14 protein-coding genes are annotated in these 19967 nt (G+C 65.1%); 7 read left to right on the top strand and 7 right to left on the bottom strand.

Translation table 11 applies throughout. The features are described from left to right. Positions 1-104: 104 nt before the first annotated feature. The 5 genes from BDD21_RS20990 (at position 105) to BDD21_RS21010 (ending at position 7647) form a co-directional block, all read left to right on the top strand. Entirely contained in the window at positions 105-1043 is a 939-nt protein-coding gene (locus BDD21_RS20990; RefSeq protein ID WP_120798823.1) for an ABC transporter ATP-binding protein, read from the top strand. Next, positions 1036-3972, top strand: a complete 2937-nt coding sequence (locus BDD21_RS20995; RefSeq protein ID WP_120798824.1) for a Gldg family protein — start codon at positions 1036-1038, stop codon at positions 3970-3972. Before BDD21_RS20990 ends, BDD21_RS20995 begins: the two co-directional genes overlap by 8 nt. 219 nt (positions 3973-4191) lie before the next feature. Then, a complete protein-coding gene (locus tag BDD21_RS21000) occupies positions 4192-5247 on the top strand; it encodes a DUF4340 domain-containing protein (RefSeq protein WP_120800051.1) in 1056 nt (351 codons plus the stop codon). 195 nt (positions 5248-5442) lie between these two features. Further along, entirely contained in the window at positions 5443-6966 is a 1524-nt protein-coding gene (locus tag BDD21_RS21005; protein WP_147431173.1) for a fused MFS/spermidine synthase, read from the top strand. Between the two features lie 183 nt (positions 6967-7149). Then, positions 7150-7647, top strand: a complete 498-nt coding sequence (locus BDD21_RS21010; protein WP_120798826.1) for a hypothetical protein — start codon at positions 7150-7152, stop codon at positions 7645-7647. A 93-nt stretch (positions 7648-7740) separates the two neighbouring features. Here the strand turns inward: BDD21_RS21010 and BDD21_RS21015 are convergent, their stop codons facing one another. The 6 genes from BDD21_RS21015 to BDD21_RS21040 all read right to left on the bottom strand — a co-directional run bounded on the left by BDD21_RS21015 (position 7741) and on the right by BDD21_RS21040 (position 14029). Further along, positions 7741-9057, bottom strand: a complete 1317-nt coding sequence (locus BDD21_RS21015) for a homoserine dehydrogenase (protein ID WP_120798827.1) — start codon at positions 9055-9057, stop codon at positions 7741-7743. Between the two features lie 73 nt (positions 9058-9130). Further along, positions 9131-10333, bottom strand: a complete 1203-nt coding sequence (gene alaC, locus BDD21_RS21020) for an alanine transaminase (RefSeq protein WP_120798828.1) — start codon at positions 10331-10333, stop codon at positions 9131-9133. Between the two features lie 77 nt (positions 10334-10410). Continuing rightward, a complete protein-coding gene (locus BDD21_RS21025; protein ID WP_120798829.1) occupies positions 10411-11031 on the bottom strand; it encodes a thioredoxin family protein in 621 nt (206 codons plus the stop codon). Positions 11032-11109: 78 nt separating this feature from the next. Next, positions 11110-13149 (bottom strand): protein-disulfide reductase DsbD family protein, encoded by a 2040-nt coding sequence (locus BDD21_RS21030; protein WP_245969724.1) that lies wholly within the window; start codon positions 13147-13149, stop codon positions 11110-11112. A 146-nt stretch (positions 13150-13295) separates the two neighbouring features. Continuing rightward, positions 13296-13520: a hypothetical protein gene (locus BDD21_RS21035; RefSeq protein ID WP_120798830.1), complete on the bottom strand. Its 225-nt coding sequence runs from the start codon at positions 13518-13520 to the stop codon at positions 13296-13298. Next, positions 13517-14029, bottom strand: a complete 513-nt coding sequence (locus BDD21_RS21040) for an MOSC domain-containing protein (protein WP_120800053.1) — start codon at positions 14027-14029, stop codon at positions 13517-13519. Before BDD21_RS21040 ends, BDD21_RS21035 begins: the two co-directional genes overlap by 4 nt. 198 nt (positions 14030-14227) lie before the next feature. On the opposite strand from BDD21_RS21040, the gene BDD21_RS21045 reads away from it, so the two are divergent. After that, positions 14228-15109, top strand: coding sequence for a DUF6279 family lipoprotein (locus BDD21_RS21045; protein ID WP_120798831.1), 882 nt, complete (start codon positions 14228-14230; stop codon positions 15107-15109). A 396-nt stretch (positions 15110-15505) separates the two neighbouring features. On the opposite strand, the gene BDD21_RS21050 is transcribed toward BDD21_RS21045, so the two are convergent. Further along, positions 15506-17932, bottom strand: a complete 2427-nt coding sequence (locus tag BDD21_RS21050) for a penicillin-binding protein 1A (RefSeq protein ID WP_342769613.1) — start codon at positions 17930-17932, stop codon at positions 15506-15508. A 1010-nt stretch (positions 17933-18942) separates the two neighbouring features. On the opposite strand from BDD21_RS21050, the gene BDD21_RS21055 reads away from it, so the two are divergent. Then, the gene (locus BDD21_RS21055; protein WP_120798832.1) at positions 18943-19965 is read left to right on the top strand and encodes an efflux RND transporter periplasmic adaptor subunit; all 1023 of its coding nucleotides are present in this window, start codon (positions 18943-18945) and stop codon (positions 19963-19965) included. Positions 19966-19967: the final 2 nt, after the last annotated feature.

Raw genomic sequence — 19967 nt, forward strand, 5'->3', positions numbered from 1 at the left:
CAAGTCCTGAACCGCGTCCGCTCCGACGCGCCCGGGATCGCCGAGATCCGATCCCGCGCGATGCCGGCCCAAAGTGCACACGACGCGGTTCAGCAGGAGACATCATGATCGAGGTTCGCGAGCTGAGTCGCAGCTATGGCGATCTCAAGGCGGTGCAAGCGGTGTCGTTCGACATCGGCCGCGGCGAGATCGTCGGACTGCTCGGCCACAACGGGGCCGGCAAGACCACCATCATGAAGATGATGACGGGTTATCTGGAGCCGAGCAGCGGCTCGATCCGGATCGACGGTCTGGACATCGCCGAGCAGCGGCGCGAGGCGCAACGGCGCATCGGCTATCTGCCCGAGAACTGCCCGCTCTACCCCGAGATGCGTGTAATCGACTACCTGGACTACCAGGCAGCATTGCACGGGATGGCCGACAGCCGCCGACCCGCGGCCATCCGCCGGGCGATCGAGCGCACGGATCTCGGCCCCAAGGCGACCGCGACCATCGCCACCCTCTCGCGAGGCTATCGGCAGCGCGTCGGCGTGGCCCAGGCGATCCTGCACGAGCCGGCCATCCTCATCCTGGACGAGCCGACCAACGGCCTGGACCCGTCCCAGATCCAGCACATGCGAAGCCTGGTGCGCGAGCTGGCCGAGGACGCGACCCTGATCATCTCCACCCATGTCCTCCAAGAGGTCGAGGCGGTGTGCAGCCGGGTGCTCATCATGCGCGGCGGCCAACTGGCGCTCGACAGCGCGCTGGATGCCATCGGGCGACCCAAGCGGCTGCTCGTCACACTCGACTGCTCGCCCGAGGAGGCCCGTCCGGTGCTCGCGCAGATCGAGGGAGTCACGGGGGTGGAGGCGTGGGACGGCGACGCCGGTCTGCAGCATTTCGCCCTGAGCGCGGAGGATCCTCAGGCGCTCGCGCCGCGGGTCGCCAAGGCGCTCGGCGGACAACCTTGGAGCCTCTATGAGCTCGCGCCCGAGCGGCGTGACCTCGAAGACCTCTTCGGAGCCGTGACCCTGGAGCAGATGGAGGTGGCTCATGTCTGACATCCTGCGCGTGGCACGCCGCGAGCTCGGCGCCTTCTTCGGCTCGCCCGTCGCCTATCTCTTCATCGGCGCCTTCCTGGCGGTCTCGCTCTTCGTCTTCTTCTGGGTCGATGCCTTCTTTGCGCGCAACATCGCCGATGCTCGCCCATTGTTCGTCTGGATGCCGGTACTGCTGATCTTTCTCTGCGCCGCCCTGACCATGCGGCTGTGGAGCGAGGAGCGACGCGCCGGGACGCTCGAAACACTCATGACCCTGCCGGTGCCGACCCTGCATCTGGTCTTGGGTAAGTTCCTTGCCGGCCTTGCCCTGGTCGCGATCGCTTTGGCCCTGACGCTGCCGATCCCGCTGACCGTCTCTTTCCTGGGTCCGATGGACTGGGGCCCGGTGATCGGTGCCTATCTGGCGACCCTGCTGCTGGCCTCGGCCTACCTGGCGATCGGACTCTTCGTCTCCTCGCGCACCGACAACCCCATCGTCGCCCTGATCGGGACCACCTTGGTCGGCGCCCTCCTCTACCTGATCGGCACCCCGGCCCTGACCAGCCTGGTCGGGCATGGCGGCGGCGAGCTGCTTCGACTCATCGGCAGCGGCTCGCGTTTCGAGTCCATCACCCGCGGCGTAATCGATCTGCGCGATCTCTTCTACTACTTGACCATCGTCGGCGCCTTCCTCGCCCTCACCCTCTACAGCCTGGAGCGGCTGCGCTGGGCCGAGTCGGACGCCAACCGGCGGCACCATCGACGCTGGAGCCTTGTCACCGGGCTTGCGGTCGCCAACCTCCTGGCCGCGAACCTCTGGCTCGGCGCCATCGGCAATGCCCGCGTGGATCTCACCGAGGGTCGGGTCTACTCGATCTCGGAGGCGACCCGAACCTATCTTGGTCAGTTGCAGGAGCCGCTCCTGATCCGCGGCTATTTCAGCGCGGACACACACCCCTTGCTGGCCCCGTTGGTTCCCCAGATCCGCGATCTGCTGCGTGAATATCAGATCGCCGGCGCCGGCCGAGTCCAGGTCGAATTCGTCGACCCTCAGCGCTCGCCCGAGCTCGAGCGCGAGGCCGGCGAGCAATACGGGATCCGCCCCGTCGCCTTCCAGACCGCGACCAAGTATCAGGCCTCCGTGGTCAATTCCTATTTCGACATCCTGATCAAGTACGGCGATCAGTTCGAGACGCTCGGCTTCCAGGACCTCATCGACGTGAAGGTCCAAGGCGAAACCGATCTGGACGTGCGTCTGCGCAACCCCGAGTACGACCTCACCCGCGTGATCCGCAAGGTCCTCTACGGCTACCAAGGTGCCGGCGATCTCTTCGCCAATCTGACCGAACCGGTGCGTTTCCGCGGCTTCATCTCGCCGGCCGATCGCCTGCCCGAGCCCTTGCCCGGCCTGCGGGCCGATGTGGAGTCGATATTGACCGAGCTTGCCGCGAACGGCGGCGAGCGTTTCAGCTTCGAGATCCAGGATCCGGCAGCTGGCGACGGTACACTGGCCCGGACGATTGCCGAGCAGTTCGGCTTCGAGCCGCTGGTGGTCAGCCTGCTCGATCCCACGCCCTTCTATTTCTACATGGTGCTCGAATCCGGCGATCAGGCCGTTCCGGTACCGCTGCCCGAATCGCTCGATCGGGCGGGTTTGGCACGCGCCATCGAGGCCGGCATCAAGCGGTTCGCACCGGGCGTGCTGCGCACCATCGCGCTCTACACGCCACCGTCGATGCCCGGGATGTTCGGCGAGCCGAGCCCCGGGCCCGGCTACGCACTCTTGCAGGAGACCCTGCGCAGCGGATTCAATCTGCGCGAGACGGATCTCACCTCCGGTCAGGTCGCCGAGGATACCGATCTGCTCCTGGTGGTCGGGCCAGAGGCGATGGACGAGCGCCAGCAGTTCGCCATCGACCAGTTCCTGATGCAGGGCGGGACCGTCATCCTGGCTGCATCCAGTTTCGATCTGGACCTGGCCGGGGGCTCCATTGCGGCGCAAGCCGCCCCGACCGGGTTGGAGGACTGGCTCGCGCATCAGGGGCTGACACTCGAGCCGAGCCTGGTGCTCGACCCCAAGAACACGCCCTTCCCGATCCCGGTGCAGCGCGATCTGGGCGGCTTCGTGGTCGAGGAGATCCAAACGCTCGACTATCCCTATTTTCCGGATGTCCGCAGCGACGGGCTCGCGCAGGACTCCGGAATCACCTCCGCGGTTGGCCAGATCACCATGAACTGGTCTTCGCCGATTCAGGTCGATGGCGAGAAGAATGCCGGTCGGCGGGTGATCGAGCTGATCCGCAGCTCCTCCGGGTCCTGGACCAGCGAATCGGAGAACATGCAACCCGACTTCGAGACGTACGGCAGTCTCGGTTTCCCGCGCGGCGAGGATCGCGGCAGCCGAGTGCTGGCCGTCGCGGTCGAGGGACGCTTCGGCTCGGCCTTCGCGGGGCGTCCTTCGCCGCTCCTGGAGGACTCGCGCGGAGATACAGCGTCGGCAGACAACGAGCCGGACGACACCGACCCGCAAGCGATCGACCCCGACACGGGCGAACCCATCGAGGACAAGGCCCCGGTCATCTCGGGTGTGGTGGAGACATCGCCTGCTTCGGCACGACTGATCCTGATCGGCTCCTCGACCTTCCTCTCGGATACCGCCATCAGCCTCGCAAGCGAGGCGACGCAGAGCCGCTATCTGGCTCCGCTCGAGCTGGTCCAGAACGCCGTCGACTGGTCGCTGGAGGACCGGGGCCTGCTCACCCTGCGCGGACGCGGCCAGTTCAACCGGCTGCTCGAGCCGGTGGGTCGCGAGGGTCGCATCTTCTGGGAGACCCTGAACTATGTCCTGGCCCTCGCCGGACTGGCCTTGGTGTATTGGCTGTACCGACGCGCCCGGGCACGACGCGAGCGGGCCGACGACGCAATTCTGGGCGATCTTCCGCGTGCTTGATCCAAGGCTAAACCGCGTCCAGAGCGAAATGCTGACTTTCGAGTCGGTTCGACGTTTGGCGTATCCACAGCCCTTAGCAGGGACGCGGTTTAAAAAGAATTTATTTTTTAACACTTTAAACCGCGCCTGCTCCAACAGTTGTCGGAGCCGGCGCGGCCAAGTCAATCCAACAAACTACGCAAATCGCGTTGGGCGCGGTTTAAAACGAGAATGACCGACATGACTGTTCAATCCGACACCGGCTGGCGCCCGGACCTGCGCGCGCCGATCGTCATGGGGCTGGCCGGGTTGCTGGTCCTGCAGATTCTGCTCGCGCTCGGCCTGAACCTCGGCAGCGGTCGCGCACTTTCACCGAGCGCAACCGAGACACCTCTGCTCGGGATTACGCCCGATCAGGTCCAGGGCCTGGGCATCCAGAGCGGCGACGGAACCGAGTCCGTGACCCTTGTGCGCCGTGACGACACCTGGGTCGACGCGGATCTGGACGGCCTCCCGGTTCAAAGCGCCAAGGTCGAGCAATTCCTCGCCGATCTCGCTGCGCTGAAGCGACCCCTTCCGATCGCCACCAGCGAAGAGGCCCGCGAGCGCTTCAAGGTCGCCGATGACGCCTTCGAGCGGCGCCTGACGCTCGATGGAGCGACGGGACCGATCGCCGGGCTCCTGATCGGTGACTCGCCCGGCTTCCGGCGCGTCTTCGCGCGTCTTCCGGGTGAACCGGGCGTCCACGAGCTCCGGCTTGCCTTGTCCGACGTCTCCGCACGTCGCGACGACTGGATCGAGGTCGGACTCCTGCGCTTGGAGGGCGAGCAGATCAACCGCATCGCCATGCGCGATTGGATCCTGAGCAAGGACGAGACAGGTGTCTGGGCGCTCGCCGACAGCGATCGGCCTCTCGACCAGGAGACAGTCTCGGCCCTGATACTGCGCCTCGCCAATCTGGGTTACCGCGGCGTGCTCGGCGTCGCGGATGATCCTGCCTACAATCAGCAGGATCCGCTGATCGCGCTCGAGATCGGGCTCGCCGACGGCTCGACGCGGCACTATCGGATCTCAAAAGCCAAGGACAGCGAGGACTATGTCCTCAAAGACCCCGAACGGCCCTGGTACTTCAAGCTCTCCGAATTCGATCTGGGAGAGCTGCTCGACATCCAGAGCGAGGATCTTCTCTCGGCCGACGAAGCGGCCGATCCATCCGCGGGTGTCGAACCCTCGAGCCCGTCGGAGATACCGCCGATGCCGGAGGAGATCAGCGAGGAGCCGCCGTCTGTGGAGTGAGACATCGCGCGTTCGCGTCCGACTCGGGAGCCAATCCGCACGCCGCTGGCTCGACGTCTGTGCCCCCACAATGATTGGATTCGGTGCTCAACTTATTTCTGACACGTCACCTAAACCGCGTCCGGGCGGTCCTCTGGTCGAGGCTCCCGCCCTTCGCTATTCTTGCGGACCGATCGTCCACTGCCGGAGTCCATCGTGTCCGACCGTCTGCGTATCACCTGGTACGGCGTCACCATCTTTCTCAGCTCGGCGTTCCTTCTGGTCCTGGAGATCCTGGCAGGTCGATTGATCGCCCCGTACGTCGGCGTCTCGCTCTACACCTGGACCGCCATCATCGGCGTGATCCTCGCAGGGTTGTCGCTCGGGAACTGGCTCGGCGGGATCTGGGCCGATCGCGGAGGCAACGAGCTGGCGGCCGGCATCACGCTGGCGCTGGCCGGGCTCTTCAGCCTCGGCATCCTCTTGCTCTTGACGCTGGTCGCGCCGCTCATCGAGGCGCGTGAGATGACCCTGCTGGGTGCGAGCTTCTTCTACGTCCTCGCGCTCTTTTTCATGCCGGCCGTCTTGCTCGGCGTGGTGACGCCGCTCCTGACGACCTTGGCACTGGGGCTGGATCGACGCACCGGCCATATCGTCGGTCGGATGCACGCACTGGCGGCGCTGGGCAGCATCCTGGGCACCTTCATCACGGGCTATGTGCTGATTCAATATCTCGGCACGCGCGGCATCGTCATCGGCACCGCGCTCGGGCTCTTTCTGTTGGCACTGCCGTTTTTCAAGGGGCGCTCACGCGTGGCACCTGTCGCTGCGCTTGCCGCAGCGGTCGGCCTGATCCTGGTGACGGACGCGCGCAACGGCTTCTCCAATCCTTGTGATCGGGAGAGCAACTACTTCTGCATCCGGGTCGTCGACGACTCCGAACGTGCGCCATTCGGCGTCGCGCGCAGCCTGGTGCTGGACCATCTGATCCACGGCATCAATCACGACAGCGAGCCCGGCATGCTGATCTCGCCTTACGTGCAGTTGATGGACGAGCTCGCACTCGAGCACTTCGGCGACGACAAGGCCGAGACGCTGCGCTGGTTTTTCGCGGGCGGCGGCGCCTACACCCTACCCCGTTCGGTCCGGACGCGGACCCCGAACGCAACCGTCACCGTCGCCGAGCTGGACCCGTTGGTCACCCGCACGGCCGAAGAGCGGATGTTCCTCGACACCGAGGGGATGCGGATCGTCCACGAGGACGCACGGGTCGTCCTCACCCGTGAGCCCTCGGAGCGCTACGACGTGATCGTCTCCGATGCCTTCCACGACATCTCCATCCCCTACCACCTCGTGACCCGCGAATACGCGGAGCTTGCAAAGTCCCGCCTGAACCCGGATGGGATCTATCTGCTCAACGTCCTGGACGCCTTTCCGGATCCACGCCTGGTCAAGAGCATGATGAAGACCTTGTCCGAGTCGTTCGAGCATGTGCATGTCTGGATGGACATGGTCCCGCCCGAGGCGGAGCGCATGACCTTCGTCATCTCCGCGAGCGATGCCCGCGAGCCGCCCGAGACGCTCGTCGCCCGACGCGGTTTCGATCACCGTTGGCTGCGCACGACCGATCCCATGATGCGAACGGGGACGGCCTTCGACGCGCTGCCGCTCTTGACCGATGACTATGTCCCCGTCGAGCGGTTGGTCTCGGAATTCTATTTCAAGGATCTGGGGCGGTGAACAAGAGCACCTCTGTAGCGGTCGAATCGGGCCGTAGGATGCCGAACCTTGCCGGGCGTCGTGCCGAACTGGGCAGCCTGCGGCTGACCTCTGCCGAGACTGATCCAAAACATCGCATACCGCGCCAGGCGGTTTAGGTTAGATTAATACGCATCTCCGGACGGAGCGCGACGGGAGGGACACATGGCCCTGGCACGGGAAGACATCGAATTCATCAAGGCCCATCTGGGCGAATGGCTGGCCGAGCAGTCATTCGCCAAGCCCCCGGCTGTCTACGAGATCGAGCTGCGCGAGCGCATGGTCCGCGTGGAGGAGGAACTCAGGCACCAGCGCGAGCTGATCAAGACCATCCTGGTGCAGATGGACAAACGCTTCGACGCGGTGGAGAAGCGTTTCGAGCAGATGCAGCTGAACATGGACAAGCGCTTCGAGGCCGTCGATAAGCGCTTCGAGCAAATGCAGCTGAACATGGATCAGCGCTTCGAGGCCGTCGATAAGCGCTTCGAGCAAATGCAGCGGAACATGGATCAGCGCTTCGATGCCGTCGAAAAACGCTTCGAAGCCATGGACAAGCGATTCGAAGAGCTGACCCGGCGGCTCGACCGTTTTATGTTCTGGTCATTCGGTCTGACGGTTAGCGTCGGCGCACTCGTCGTTGCCGCGATCCGCCTTTGGCCTTAAACCGCGCCCAGCGCGGTATTCGATTTTGGACGCGGTTTAATCCGTGTCGCGTGACGCACAGAGTCGCGGAGCAGAGGCGCTCCGCGCACGGTTTTAGCCCGACAAGGTCTCCATCCGAATACGGGTAACCTCGCCCTGTACCGAGTCCAACGCCTCGATCCGGGCAATTGCCTCGTTCATCTGACGCTCGATCACGCGATGGGTCAGCATCACCAGCGGCACATGTGTCTGGCCCTCCTCCGGCTCCTTCTGCTTGATCGCCTCGATACTGATGCCCTGCTCGCCCAGGATGCTCGCGATGCGGGCCATGACGCCGGGCTGATCGAGCGCGGCGAGGCGCAGATAATAGGCGGTCTGCACCGCCTCCATCGGCATCACCGGGGTGTCGGCCAACTCGTCGGGTTGGAAAGCCAGATGCGGCACCCGGTTGTTGGGATCCGTCGTCAGGGCACGCACCACATCCACCAGGTCCGCGACCACTGCCGAGGCGGTCGGCAGAGCGCCCGCCCCGGCGCCGTAATAGAGTGTCGGCCCGACCGCATCGCCCTTGACCAACACGGCGTTCATCACACCGTCGACGTTCGCGATCAGACGGCGCTCCGGGATCAGCGTCGGGTGCACGCGCAGCTCGATCCCGTCTTCGCTGCGACGGGTGATGCCGAGGTGTTTGATGCGATAGCCCAACTCGGCGGCATAGGCGACGTCCAGTGCGCCGACCTTCGAGATGCCCTCGGTGAAACACCGCTCGAACTGAAGCGGAACCCCGAAGGCGAGCGAGCTGAGAATCGTCAGCTTGTGCGCAGCGTCGATGCCCTCGACGTCGAAGGTCGGGTCGGCCTCCGCGTAGCCCAACGCCTGGGCCTCGGCGAGGACATCGGCGAAATCGCGACCTTTGTCGCGCATCTCGGTCAGGATGAAGTTGCCGGTGCCGTTGATGATGCCGGCGATCCACTCGATGTGGTTTGCCGCCAAGCCTTCGCGCAGGGCCTTGATGATGGGAATGCCGCCGGCGACGGCCGCCTCGAAGCCCACCATGACACCGCGCTCGCGCGCCGCGGCGAAGATCTCGTTGCCATGCCGCGCGATCAACGCCTTGTTGGCCGTGACCACGTGCTTGCCGTTCTCGATCGCCTTGAGCACCAGCTCAAGCGCAGGCGAGTACCCGCCAATCAGCTCGACGACGATCCGGACGTCCGGATCCTCGACCACGGCGAAGGCGTCCGAGCCGATCCGCCCGATCGCCTCCAGACCTTGAATGCGCTCCGGATCATAGTCCCGAGCCGCTGCGTGCGAGATCTCGATCCCGCGACCGGCGCGCCGCGCGATCTCCGCGGCGTTGCGCGCCAAGACCGTCACGGTGCCGCCGCCGACCGTACCCAAACCCAGAAGTCCGACCTTAACCGGTTCCATTCATGCACCCCTTGTTCGCAAATCGGTGTTCGCAAATCGGTTCGCCGACGCGTACCTCAACCTGTTCGAAAGCTCAGCTCCCGGCACGCGACTCGCGGCGGAACATCTCTTTGATCCCGCGGATCGCCTGGCGAGTACGGTGCTCGTTCTCGATCAGCCCGAAACGCACGTGGCCGTCGCCGTATTCGCCGAATCCGATCCCGGGCGAGACCGCGACCTTCGCCTCCTGCAGGAGCTTCTTGGAAAACTCGAGCGAGCCGAGTGACCGATAGGGCTCGGGGATCGGCGCCCAGACAAACATCGTCGCCTTCGGCGGCTCGATCGGCCAGCCCGCGGCGTTCAGACCGCCGCATAGAACATCGCGCCGGCTCTCGTAGGTGTCGCTGATCTCGCGCACGCAATCCTGCGGCCCCTCCAGCGCGGCGATGGCCGCGACCTGGATCGGCGTGAAGGTCCCGTAGTCGAGATAGGATTTGATGCGCGCAAGCGCAGCGACCAGCGTGCGGTTGCCGCACATGAAGCCGACGCGCCAGCCCGGCATGTTGTAGCTCTTGGACATCGAGAAGAACTCGACAGCGATATCCTTCGCTCCGGGGATTTGCAGGATCGAGGGGGCACGATAGCCATCGAAGGCGATATCGGCGTAGGCGATATCGTGGACCACCCAGATCCCGTGCTCGGAGGCGATGTCGATGACCTTTTGGAAGAAATCCAACTCGACGCACTGCGTGGTCGGATTTCCCGGAAAATTCAGAACCAGCATCTTGGGTTTCGGCCAAGAGTCCTGGATGGCGCGCTGCAGCTCCTCGAAGAAGTCCACGTCCGGCGTGAGGCGCACATGACGCACGTCCGCACCGGCGATGATGAATCCGTAGGGATGGATCGGGTAGGCCGGATTCGGCACCAGGACCGAATCACCGGCTCCCATCGTGGCGAGCGCCAGATGGGCAAGTCCTTCTTTGGAGCCGATGGTCACGATCGCCTCGCTGTCCGGATCCAGATGGACATCGAAGCGATCGCGATACCAATGACAGATAGCGCGGCGCAGTCGCGGGATCCCGCGCGAGACCGAATAGCGATGCGTGTCCTTGCGGACCGACGCCTCGACCAGCTTATCGACGATGTGCTGCGGGGTCGGCTGGTCGGGATTCCCCATCCCGAAGTCGATGATGTCCTCGCCCCGGGCTCGCGCTTCGGCCTTCAACTCGTTGACGATGTTGAAGACATAGGGCGGCAACCGCTTGATGCGGTGAAATTCGGGCTCGGGGGCGACCACTGGACAACCTCTTGACGCTGGGGGTGGGGAAAACGCTGAAGTCTACAGTCCCGCCCGCCAGATTCAAAGCCGACGCATCAGTACTTCACCGAGCACCCGTAGGGCCGAGTCACCGGGGTGGTCACCGGGTTGCCTGCCGCCAGATCGGCCATGGCGAGACGCACGTAGTTGCTCGCACCCGCGATATCAGCCTGATTGCTCGTCGGCTTATCGTCGATGCCGCCCATGTACACCAGGTTCCCTTCGGAATCGATGACGTACATATGCGGCGTGGTCTTGGCATCGTAAGCGCGACCCATGGCCCCGGAGGTATCGAGCAGGACAGCAGTCGGCGCAGCACCGCGGCTGTCGGTCAGGTCATCGGCCTCCGCCGGGCTCACATGCCCCTGCTTGCCCGAGGCCGAGGAGATCACCGACAGCCAGACATAACCCGCTTCGGTCGCCTCCTTCTGCAGGGCCTGCATGTTGCCCGAGGCGTAGTGTTTGACTACGAACGGGCAATCGTGATTCGTCCACTCCAGGATGACCTTCTTGCCCACAAGACCGCCGAGGGTCCAGGTCTCGCCTGCAGTGTCCACGACGCTGAAATCCGGTGCCGGAGCGTCGATCTTCGGGGCCGCGACAGCGACGCCGAAGCCCAGTGTTGCGGCCAAGGCGACAACGCCTACGACGAGGGTGTTCCGAAAAGCGTGCTTCATGGTTCTCTCCTTCTCTCTGGTGGGTGATCAATCATCCGTCTGCACGGGATCACGCAGACGCGACGCCTCGGGCTCGACTCATCCATCGCGCCCGGACGACCCCGGTGCCGACGTGCGAATCGCGCGCAGCACCATGTCCTCGGTCAAGATCTGCGGAAGGACCTGCGGATCCCCGTCGGCCGGATAGAAGACATAGAGCGGGACGCCGTTGCGCCCGTGATCGGCAAGATAGGCGGTGATCGCAGGGTCGCGGTTGGTCCAATCGCCCTTGAGATACAGCACACCGGCATCCGTGAAGCTGCGCGCGACGTCCGACGCGCTCAAGGCGACGCGCTCGTTCACCAAACAGGTGATGCACCATGCAGCCGTCATGTTGACGAAGACCGGTCGGCGCGCATCAATCGCCGCAGCGAGACGCTCCGGCGAATAGGGCTCGCTCGCGAGACCGCTCGCGGACACCTCGCCCTCCGACAGCGTCGGTGCCGTCAGTCGATCGGTTGCCACCCCAAGATACAAGGCGCAGATCAGCGCCGCCGAGGTCCCGGCGAGACCCCAGCGCCGCCGCACCGAGGGCAGCCCTCGCGTGCGCTCGCGTAACCAGAGCGCGAAGGCCAATAGAACGAGACCGCCCAGTACCAGCGCGACCCCCGCCGATCCCGTCTGCACGCTCAGGACCCAGACCAACCAGGCCGCGGCCGCAAACATCGGAAAGGCGAGCGCCTGCTTGAGGGTCTCCATCCAGGCTCCCGGCTTGGGCAGCAGACGGGCCAACTGCGGGACCAGCGACAACAAAAGGAACGGGAGCGCCAAGCCGAACCCCAGGGTCAGCATGATCGCCAACGCGAGCGGCCAGCTCAAGGTGACGGCATAGCCCAAGGCGGCGCCCATAAAGGGCGCGGTGCAGGGTGCGGCGACCAAGGCCGCCAAGGCGCCGGTGCCGAAGGCACCCGCGGTGCCCGATCCCGTTCGGGCGCCACCCAAGCTCATCAGCCGCGCGCCGAGGGTGACCGCGCCCGAGAGGCTCAGCCCGATCACGAAAAAGACGTAGGCCATGAAGACGACGAAGGGCGGGTACTGGAGCTGAAAACCCCAACCGACGGCGGCACCACCGGCGCGCAGGGCCAACAGGAGGACCGCAAGGCCGGCAAAGAACAGGAGCACCCCCGTCGTATAGGCCACGCCGTGGAGAACCCGCTCGCGTGCCGCCTCCGGACCTTGCCCGGACAGGCCATTGACCAGACTCAATGCCTTCATCGCCAGGATCGGAAAGACGCACGGCATCAGGTTCAGGATCAGGCCGCCGAGCAGGGCGAAGGCGAATGCCAGCGGCAACCCGATCGGTCGATCCCGAGCAACCTCCTCGGGGAGCGGTCCACGCACCGCCGCGACCTCGTAGGAGCGTACCTCTCCGAGCGCGTCCGCAACCACCAGCAACCCATCGGGCGCGGCTTGGTCCGACAAGGCACCGGGCAACAGATCGATCCGCAGGTGGCCGTCGAGCAGTCGCCAGGGCTGCTCCGCGGCGTGCTCGATCAGGCCCCATTCGCCGGCGAAGAACCAGGCCCCGTCGATCTCCTCGGAAAGCTCATCCAACGGGATGACGAGACCAAGCCCCGCGCCCGCGACACCGAGCGCGGCACCTTCGATTCGCCCGTTCGGCAATCCCACGCGGGCGGCGGCAAAGAACTCCGCCTGCGCCGGATCGATCGGACCCGGTCTGGCCCCGGCTCCGGCTCCGGTCGGAAGCGTCAGATCGAAGCGGCCCGACTCCGGGATACAGTGCTCCTCGCACACCAGCCAGTCGGCATCCGCGCGGATACGCACGGGCTCGCCGATCGGCCAATCAGCCGGCACGGAGAGGGCGATCAGGTGAACGACGCGCTCGGAGTACCCGTAATTGGCCAAAGGCCCGACCGGGATCACCTCGGGTCGCGGCCAACTCAACGGACCGGCTTCAACCCCCTCCGGCAGCGTCCATTCAACACGCGGCGGATCGCCCGAGTCGCCCGGATTGCGCCAATAGGTGTGCCAGCCCGGTCGGATCTCGAACACCAGGGCCAGATCGACCGTCTCGCCCGGCGCAATCTCGCTCCGCTCCGCGACCAAGCGGGCCGTCACATTCTCGGTCGTAACGAGGTTTGCCGAGATCGAACCCGGCCAGACGAGTAACAGAACCAGGAGGGCGAGGCCCGTTTGGCAGAGCCGGCGACACACCGAGAGGCGACAAGCGATAGACGACGACGGCTTTGTGGACTTGGCCGTCATCATCGACGACGCCCCGCGCGCCGTTCCAGCTTGAAGGCCGTCATATCGTCGACCATCGCCGCATAGGGGATGCGATCGGCCCCGCCGAAGTGCGCGGACGCGCGTATTGTCAGATCGGCAATATCGGACAGGCGTCCATCTGCATCGGACTCCCCGAGCAGACGCTGCAGGCCGATCAGTCCTCCGGACTGGATCTTGAACGGAGCGGCGAATGGGCATCTCATCGCGGAAAAATCTCCTTTCGGTCGATCTCGGCAAGGCATGGAACCACGGCATCTCCGAGCCGGATGATCCCGCCCGTGATCACCCGTGCGTTCAGGCCGGCGTGACCACGCATGGCGTTGTAGCCTCCGGGACCCAATGCGTCCTCCATGCGCGAGCAGGGCGGGCACGGACCCGTTCCTTCGAGCACCGCCGTCCCGATGCGAAATCGTTGGCCTTTCAGTGCCAGGAGGTTGACACCAAAGATGACCAAATTACGCCGCAGCAATGCGGGGTCGATCGGATTCCGGCGCAAGAGCGCACCCAAGACCGCGAGGTGCTCGGCCTGCAGAAGGGTCACACCGCGCGAACCCGATCGGCCTGCGTAATGATCGCCCTCGAGGCCGCGCCCGGCCAACACCGTCACCTCGGTGCAGTGGATCATCTCCGCCCGTCGTGCCGGCCGTCGGCCGATCCACGCCACCTCGCCCGAATGCGGAAATCGGACGAGCAGATCCGAAAGAGAATCCATGCGATGCGCCTGCGTCTCGAAACGTGTGTGTCCCGCCAAGGTCGGGGCAACGCGCATCAGGACAAGACGCACACCTCGCCGGCGGGATCCATTCGGCCTCGGCGCCGTCCAACCGCGGACAGCATCTGCGCGGGCTGCTAAGGTTCACGTCTGCGCTGTCTTTCGACCCAAATCAACCTCAATCAGACGACACTCGATATGCCCCGAATCTTTCTCCCGATCCGCCTCGCCGCGGCCCTCGTCGCGATCGCCCTCACGCTCGCGGGATGCAGCCGTATCGGCATCGCCTACAACACCGGCGATTTTCTCGTGAAGACCTATGCCAAAGACTACCTGGACCTGGAGCAGGCTCAGCTCAAGCGCTGGGAGCCCCTTCTCGGCGCCGAGCTGACCCGTCATCGCGCCGAGGAGTTGCCCTATCTCGCGGCCTATTTCGATCACATCCTCGCGGCCAGCGAGGCGGGTTTCGACGCGAGCAACATGGCCTGCCTCACCGGCGAATTTCGAGATCTCTACAGGCGCCAGGCGCGTTTCGCCGTGAACCTCGCCGCACCGCTTCTGGCCGAGCTGACCCCTGCACAGATCGAGCGCCTGGACGAGCGCTTCCGCAAAGAAGCGGCCGAGGATCGCGCCGAGATTGCGGAGCGCAGCACCACGCGCGAGAAAGAGAAACGCGCCCGACGCTACGTCAAATCCATCGAGGACTGGACCGGCCGGCTGAATGCGGAGCAACAGGCGATCGTCATGGACGTGACCGGACGCATGCCCGACACCCAGGCAAGCCTGGTCGAGTATCGCACCGCCAAACGAGAGCGCTTGATGGCGCTGATCCGGGGCAAGGCCCCAGAGCCCGAGATCAAGCGCTTCCTCACAGATTGGCTCGTCGACTTCAGCGATCTGCCGCCGGATCTCGAGCAAGGGGGACAAGTCCTGGGCGAGCGGATCGGCGAGCTCTTCGTCAGCCTCGGCAAGACCCTCGACGCCAGCCAACAGGATCGCTTGAACAAGCGTTTACGCAGCCTTCGCGATGATTTCATGAAGCTGCAGAGACAACCGAGGATGGCACAGATGACCTGTTGAACCGGCACTGAACCGCGTCTGGAGCGATGTGCTTGGGTGACATGAACTCCGGCCGTCTCGGATCCAACAACCTCGGCGGTTGACGCGGTTCAAGAATCAAAAGATTCAAAAACCGAAACACGAGGATGGGTAGAGCGCAGCGAAACCCACCCTCCCAAGCTGATCATTCGGTCGGGTGGACGAGCGAGAGCGAAGTCCACCAAAGCCCGCGGCGGCGCTGGTGGACTGCGCTGCGCTTGTCCACCCTACTGCGCTTACCCTACGGCGCGTGCGGAGGCAGTTCGTGAATTTGTATTTCTTTCATCTTCTAAACCGCGTCCAGATCCAACCTCTTGAATTCCAAAACCGTTGAGGTCCACACCAAACATCGAATATGGTTCGGGACGCGGTTTAGGCTTAGAACAGGTCGTCCATCACCCGGGGCGCGGATCGGCGCACGGAGGTATCGGCCGGTCTGGTCGGGCCGGCGATCCTGACCGGCTCGGGGCCGAGCAGGGCCTTGCTGAATTCCTCGTTCACCATCTCGAGAATACCGCTCTTGGCCTTGGTTTCGGTCCCGCGGGTCGGGTCGACACGCACCTGCACCATGCCGGGAGGCGGATCCAGCTTCGCGATCGGGAGATCCTCGAGTGCGGCGCCCATGAAATCGACCCACATCCCGAGCGCCGCCCGGCCGCCCTCCTCGCCTCGGCCGAGCTTCTCGAAGTCGTCGAAGCCCATCCAGGCAACGGTGACGAAGTCGGCTTGATAGCCTGCAAACCAAGAGTCGCGCACGTCGTTCGTCGTGCCCGTCTTGCCGACGATATCCTTGCGATTCATGTTTTTAGCACGTGTTCCCGTGCCCGTCTCGATCACCTCGCGCAGCAACGACGTCATCTGATAGGCGATCCGCGGGTCGATCACCTGCGAGGCCGCAGGACCGGCCTCCAGGCCCTGCACCCGTGCGGACGCATCGCCGTAGCGGTACCAACAGTCCGAGCAGGATCGCGGTGCGCGCGACTCGAACAGGACCTGCCCGTCGCCGCTCTCGATGCGCTGGATGAAATAAGGTGTCACGTGGAAACCGCCGTTGGCGAACACGGCATAGCCTTCGGCGAGTTTCATCGGCGACATCTCGCCGGTCCCCAGCGCCATCGAAAGACCCAAGGGCATGGCATCCAGATCGAATCCGAATGCCCGGATGTAGGTCTGGGCATCCTCCAAACCGACACTCTGCAGCAGATTGATGGCGGCCAGGTTGCGCGAGAGCGCCAAGGCACGCCGCATCCGGATCGGCCCCAACTCCTTGCGATCGGAGTTGCGCGGGTTCCAGTCCTGCCGACCGGTCAGCTGCACCGCCTCGTCCTTGATCAGACTCGCCGGTGTCCAGCCCTCGTGAAGCGCCGCGGCGAAGACGAAGGGCTTAAAGCTCGACCCCGGCTGACGGCGCATGTCGACCGCTCGGTTGAACTTGCTCGCATTGAAGGAATAGCCCCCCACCAAGGCACGCACCGCACCGTCCTGCGGCGCGATCGAGACCAAGGCCCCGGAGACGCCCGGCGTCTGCCCGAGCTCCCAAAGTCCCTCGCCGTCCTGCCCCGTCCCGTCCTGCCTCGTCCCGTCTTGCCCTGCCCCGTCATTCAGGAGTCGAACGAGATCGCCGACCGCGAGGACATCCGTCACCCGTCTCGGCCGGGGGCCGCGCCAATTCGCGTTGCGGAACTCCTGTGCCCAGGCCATCTGTTTGAGGCCCAGCGCGACGCGACGCCCGGACCCGATGTAGATCTCCGCCTCGCCGCTGGAGGCGCGCGTCACCAACCCGGGCGTGAGGTCCGGGATCCGCGTGACGGTCTCGAGATAGGCGTCCATGTCGGCATCCGTCGCGCCGTCGAGGTCGATCTTGGCCTCGGCGCCGCGATAGCCGTGGCGTCGGTCGTAATCGCGCAACGCCCGGCGCACCGCTGCCTGCGCGGCACGCTGCAACCGCGCATCGACCGTGGTCGTCACCCGAAAGCCTTGGCTGAGGGCCTCCTCGCCGTAATGCTGAACAACCGTCTGTCGGGCCATCTCCGCGACGTAACCTGCATCGAGATCCGGCTGGCGGCGATGCAATCGGGCCATATCGGGCGTCAAGACCGCGATCTCGTACTCCTCCCGGTCGATCTGACCGAGCTCGAGCATGCGCGAGAGGATGTAGTCGCGTCGCTCCAGAGCGCGCTCGGGATTGGTGACGGGGTTATTGCTGGACGGCGCCTTCGGGATGCCCGCCAACATGGCCGCCTCGGCAGGGGTGAGCTCGTCAAGCTCTTTGTCGTAATAGAGCGCGGCCGCGGCTGAGATGCCGTAGGCGCGATGGCCGAAAAAGATCTGATTCAGATAGAGATCCAGGATCTGATCCTTCGTCAAGGTCCGCTCGACCTGCAGCGTGAGCAAGACCTCGGCGAGCTTGCGCTGAAAGGTCTTCTCCGAGCTGAGTAGGAAGTTGCGGGTCACCTGCATGGTGATGGTGCTGCCGCCTTGGGCCTTGGTGCCGGTGGAGGCGAAGCTCAGCAAGGCGCGGCCGATGCCGATCGCATCCACCCCGCCGTGCTCGAAGAAGCGCGCATCCTCGGTCGCGAGAAAGGCGTTGACCACGAGCGGCGGGATGTCTTCGTAGGCCACCGGCCGGCGGCGCTCGATGCCGAACTCGGCGATCAGCCCCCCGTCGCTGCTGAAAACCCGCAGCGGCTCTTCGAACTTGACCTGGCGGAGACTCTCCACACTCGGAAGCTCCGGGGCATGGACCGACACGAAGATACCGGCGCCGAGCAGACCCAATGCAAGCAGTTGCAGGGGCGCGCCCAAGACGCCGAGAAATCCGAAAAACCAACCGAAAACGGAGCGGCTGCGCCGTGACGAACGCCGATCGCCGCGATGCTTGTTGCGTGCGACACGCGCCGAGGGCCTTCGGACCGTCGAGCGGTTCCCGGGCTGCACAACACCTCCGCCGGATCCCGGCATCGCGCTATCGGACTTTCGGTTCAAGTGCCCCTCCGCCCGCCTCGCCCGGTCGACGCGGATGTCTCCCGGGCGCTGCAAGTCTCTTCATCATTGTTGTCGAACGCGATTGTATACCGTGCGCCCGTGAGTTTTTCGGAAAGCAGGGTGAGTTCCGCGCGGATCGGGGCCAAGACCCACCGACGAGGCGTAGCCCATCCTCGGCGAGGTGGCGCAACGCAGGCCCGGCGTGCGCGGGGCCTGCGATGCGGCGAAAAACCCACGTGCGCTCGGTATACACTAGGGCTCTCCGAGCCTGCCGCGCTCGACCGGGCGCTGCACCCGATCCGCTCATCAGAGCGTCGTCGGCGAGTCCGATGGCGTCGGGGCATTGGCCTCGATCATCGTTTCGGCCACATCGGCAGTGTTCAGCTCGACGCCCGCGGCTGCCCGGGTACGCCGGATTCATCCGGCTCCCGGGGACGGGCGACTTCAGTCGCCCGAGCGCGCCACCGCGGCGGACTGAAGTCCGCCCCCTGGGTGCCGACTCAAGTCGGCGTACCCTGGGTGCCGACTGAAGTCGGCGTACCTGGGCGTGCGGCCGGAGTTTCGCGTCTGGTTGGGGAACCCGAGAGGGCAAACAGGGGCTGGAGGGCCTCGTTATTTCGACCGGCCACCCAAAACCTAGCAAAAGCGCGTGACACCCGCTCCGCGGTGTCACGCATGCCCCGCGGCGCTCTGCGCCACATTCCGTTTTATGGCCGCAGTGACGAACACGGCAGGAGAGAGTTTGTGAAGCGCGAACCGGATTCGACCCCCCGCGGTGCCCTTTCGGGCCGGGGGCCGACGCGATACTGTCTGCGGAAATCGCACGTCTCATGAGCGTTCGTCGACTCGCCGCGTCCGCGGCTTTTCTGTTGATGGCCGCACTCGAGGGTGTCGCCGCCGACATCTCCGAGCCGACCCTGGTCACCGCGGTCCCCGCGATGCGCGAGATCGCACTCGTGGGATTCACCCGCGCCCTCGCCGAAGCACCCTTAGTCGCGGAAACGGACGGACGGGTCCAAGTGCTCTTCGCCGATGTCGGCGACCGGATCGACGACAGCGGCCGCTTCGCTCAACTGGACACCACGTTCCTGCAGCTCGATCTCGAAGAGATCGCCGTCCAAGAGGAGCGTCTGCGCTCGCAGGTCGACTACGATCAACGCGAGGTCACCCGTTTTCGGGAGCTGGTGCGTCAAAACAGCGCTTCGGCCTCCCAATTGGATACGCTCGAGCAGTCCCTGCGCGACAACAGCCATGCCTCGCGAGCGCTGGACGTCAAACGGCGCATGCTCCAAGAGCGGCTCGTGCGCGCGACCATCTCGGCCCCCGTCGGCTGGTCGGTCACCGCTCGCAATGTCGAGCTCGGACAATGGGTGCGCGGCGGCGAAACGGTCGGACGTGCCGCGGATTTTTCGACCCTCTTAGTCCCCTTTGCGCTGACCCCGGAGCAATTCGTTGCCCTTGAGCAGACGCGCTCGGATCTCGCCCTCGAGGCCATCGATGTCGGCAACACAGCCGATCGTGCCATCCCGGCGCGGATCCACCGCGTCAACCCCGGTTTCGACCCCGAGACCCGCAAGATCGCCGTGGAGCTCGCCCTGACCGATAGGGTCGAACTTGCCCGCGGCGGACTGCGCATGCGTCTGCGCCTGCGCCTGCCCGAGGCCACGGGCGCCGTCAGTCTCCCGCCCTCCGCGATCGACTCCAGCTACGAGGAATCCTGGATCATTCGCGAGAGCGGGGAGCGGGTCTCGGCGCTGCCGCTCGGACCCGACGCGCTGAACCCGGATCTAGTCAGGGTCACGGCCCGGGGGCTGAAGCCCGGCGATCGGGTTCGCATGGTCGGGAGTCGCTGAGC

The organism is Thiocapsa rosea (assembly GCF_003634315.1).
Taxonomy (GTDB): Bacteria; Pseudomonadota; Gammaproteobacteria; order Chromatiales; family Chromatiaceae; genus Thiocapsa; species Thiocapsa rosea.

Excerpts from the sequence above, each read along its gene's own strand:
- BDD21_RS20995 (WP_120798824.1), top strand. The coding sequence starts at position 1,036 with ATGTCTGACATCCTGCGCGTGGCACGCCGCGAGCTCGGCGCCTTCTTC.
- BDD21_RS21015 (WP_120798827.1), bottom strand. The coding sequence starts at position 9,057 with ATGGAACCGGTTAAGGTCGGACTTCTGGGTTTGGGTACGGTCGGCGGC.
- BDD21_RS21040 (WP_120800053.1), bottom strand. The coding sequence starts at position 14,029 with ATGGATTCTCTTTCGGATCTGCTCGTCCGATTTCCGCATTCGGGCGAG.
- BDD21_RS21025 (WP_120798829.1), bottom strand. The coding sequence starts at position 11,031 with ATGAAGCACGCTTTTCGGAACACCCTCGTCGTAGGCGTTGTCGCCTTG.
- BDD21_RS21000 (WP_120800051.1), top strand. The coding sequence starts at position 4,192 with ATGACTGTTCAATCCGACACCGGCTGGCGCCCGGACCTGCGCGCGCCG.
- BDD21_RS21035 (WP_120798830.1), bottom strand. The coding sequence starts at position 13,520 with ATGAGATGCCCATTCGCCGCTCCGTTCAAGATCCAGTCCGGAGGACTG.
- BDD21_RS21055 (WP_120798832.1), top strand. The coding sequence starts at position 18,943 with ATGAGCGTTCGTCGACTCGCCGCGTCCGCGGCTTTTCTGTTGATGGCC.
- BDD21_RS20990 (WP_120798823.1), top strand. The coding sequence starts at position 105 with ATGATCGAGGTTCGCGAGCTGAGTCGCAGCTATGGCGATCTCAAGGCG.
- BDD21_RS21045 (WP_120798831.1), top strand. The coding sequence starts at position 14,228 with ATGCCCCGAATCTTTCTCCCGATCCGCCTCGCCGCGGCCCTCGTCGCG.
- BDD21_RS21010 (WP_120798826.1), top strand. The coding sequence starts at position 7,150 with ATGGCCCTGGCACGGGAAGACATCGAATTCATCAAGGCCCATCTGGGC.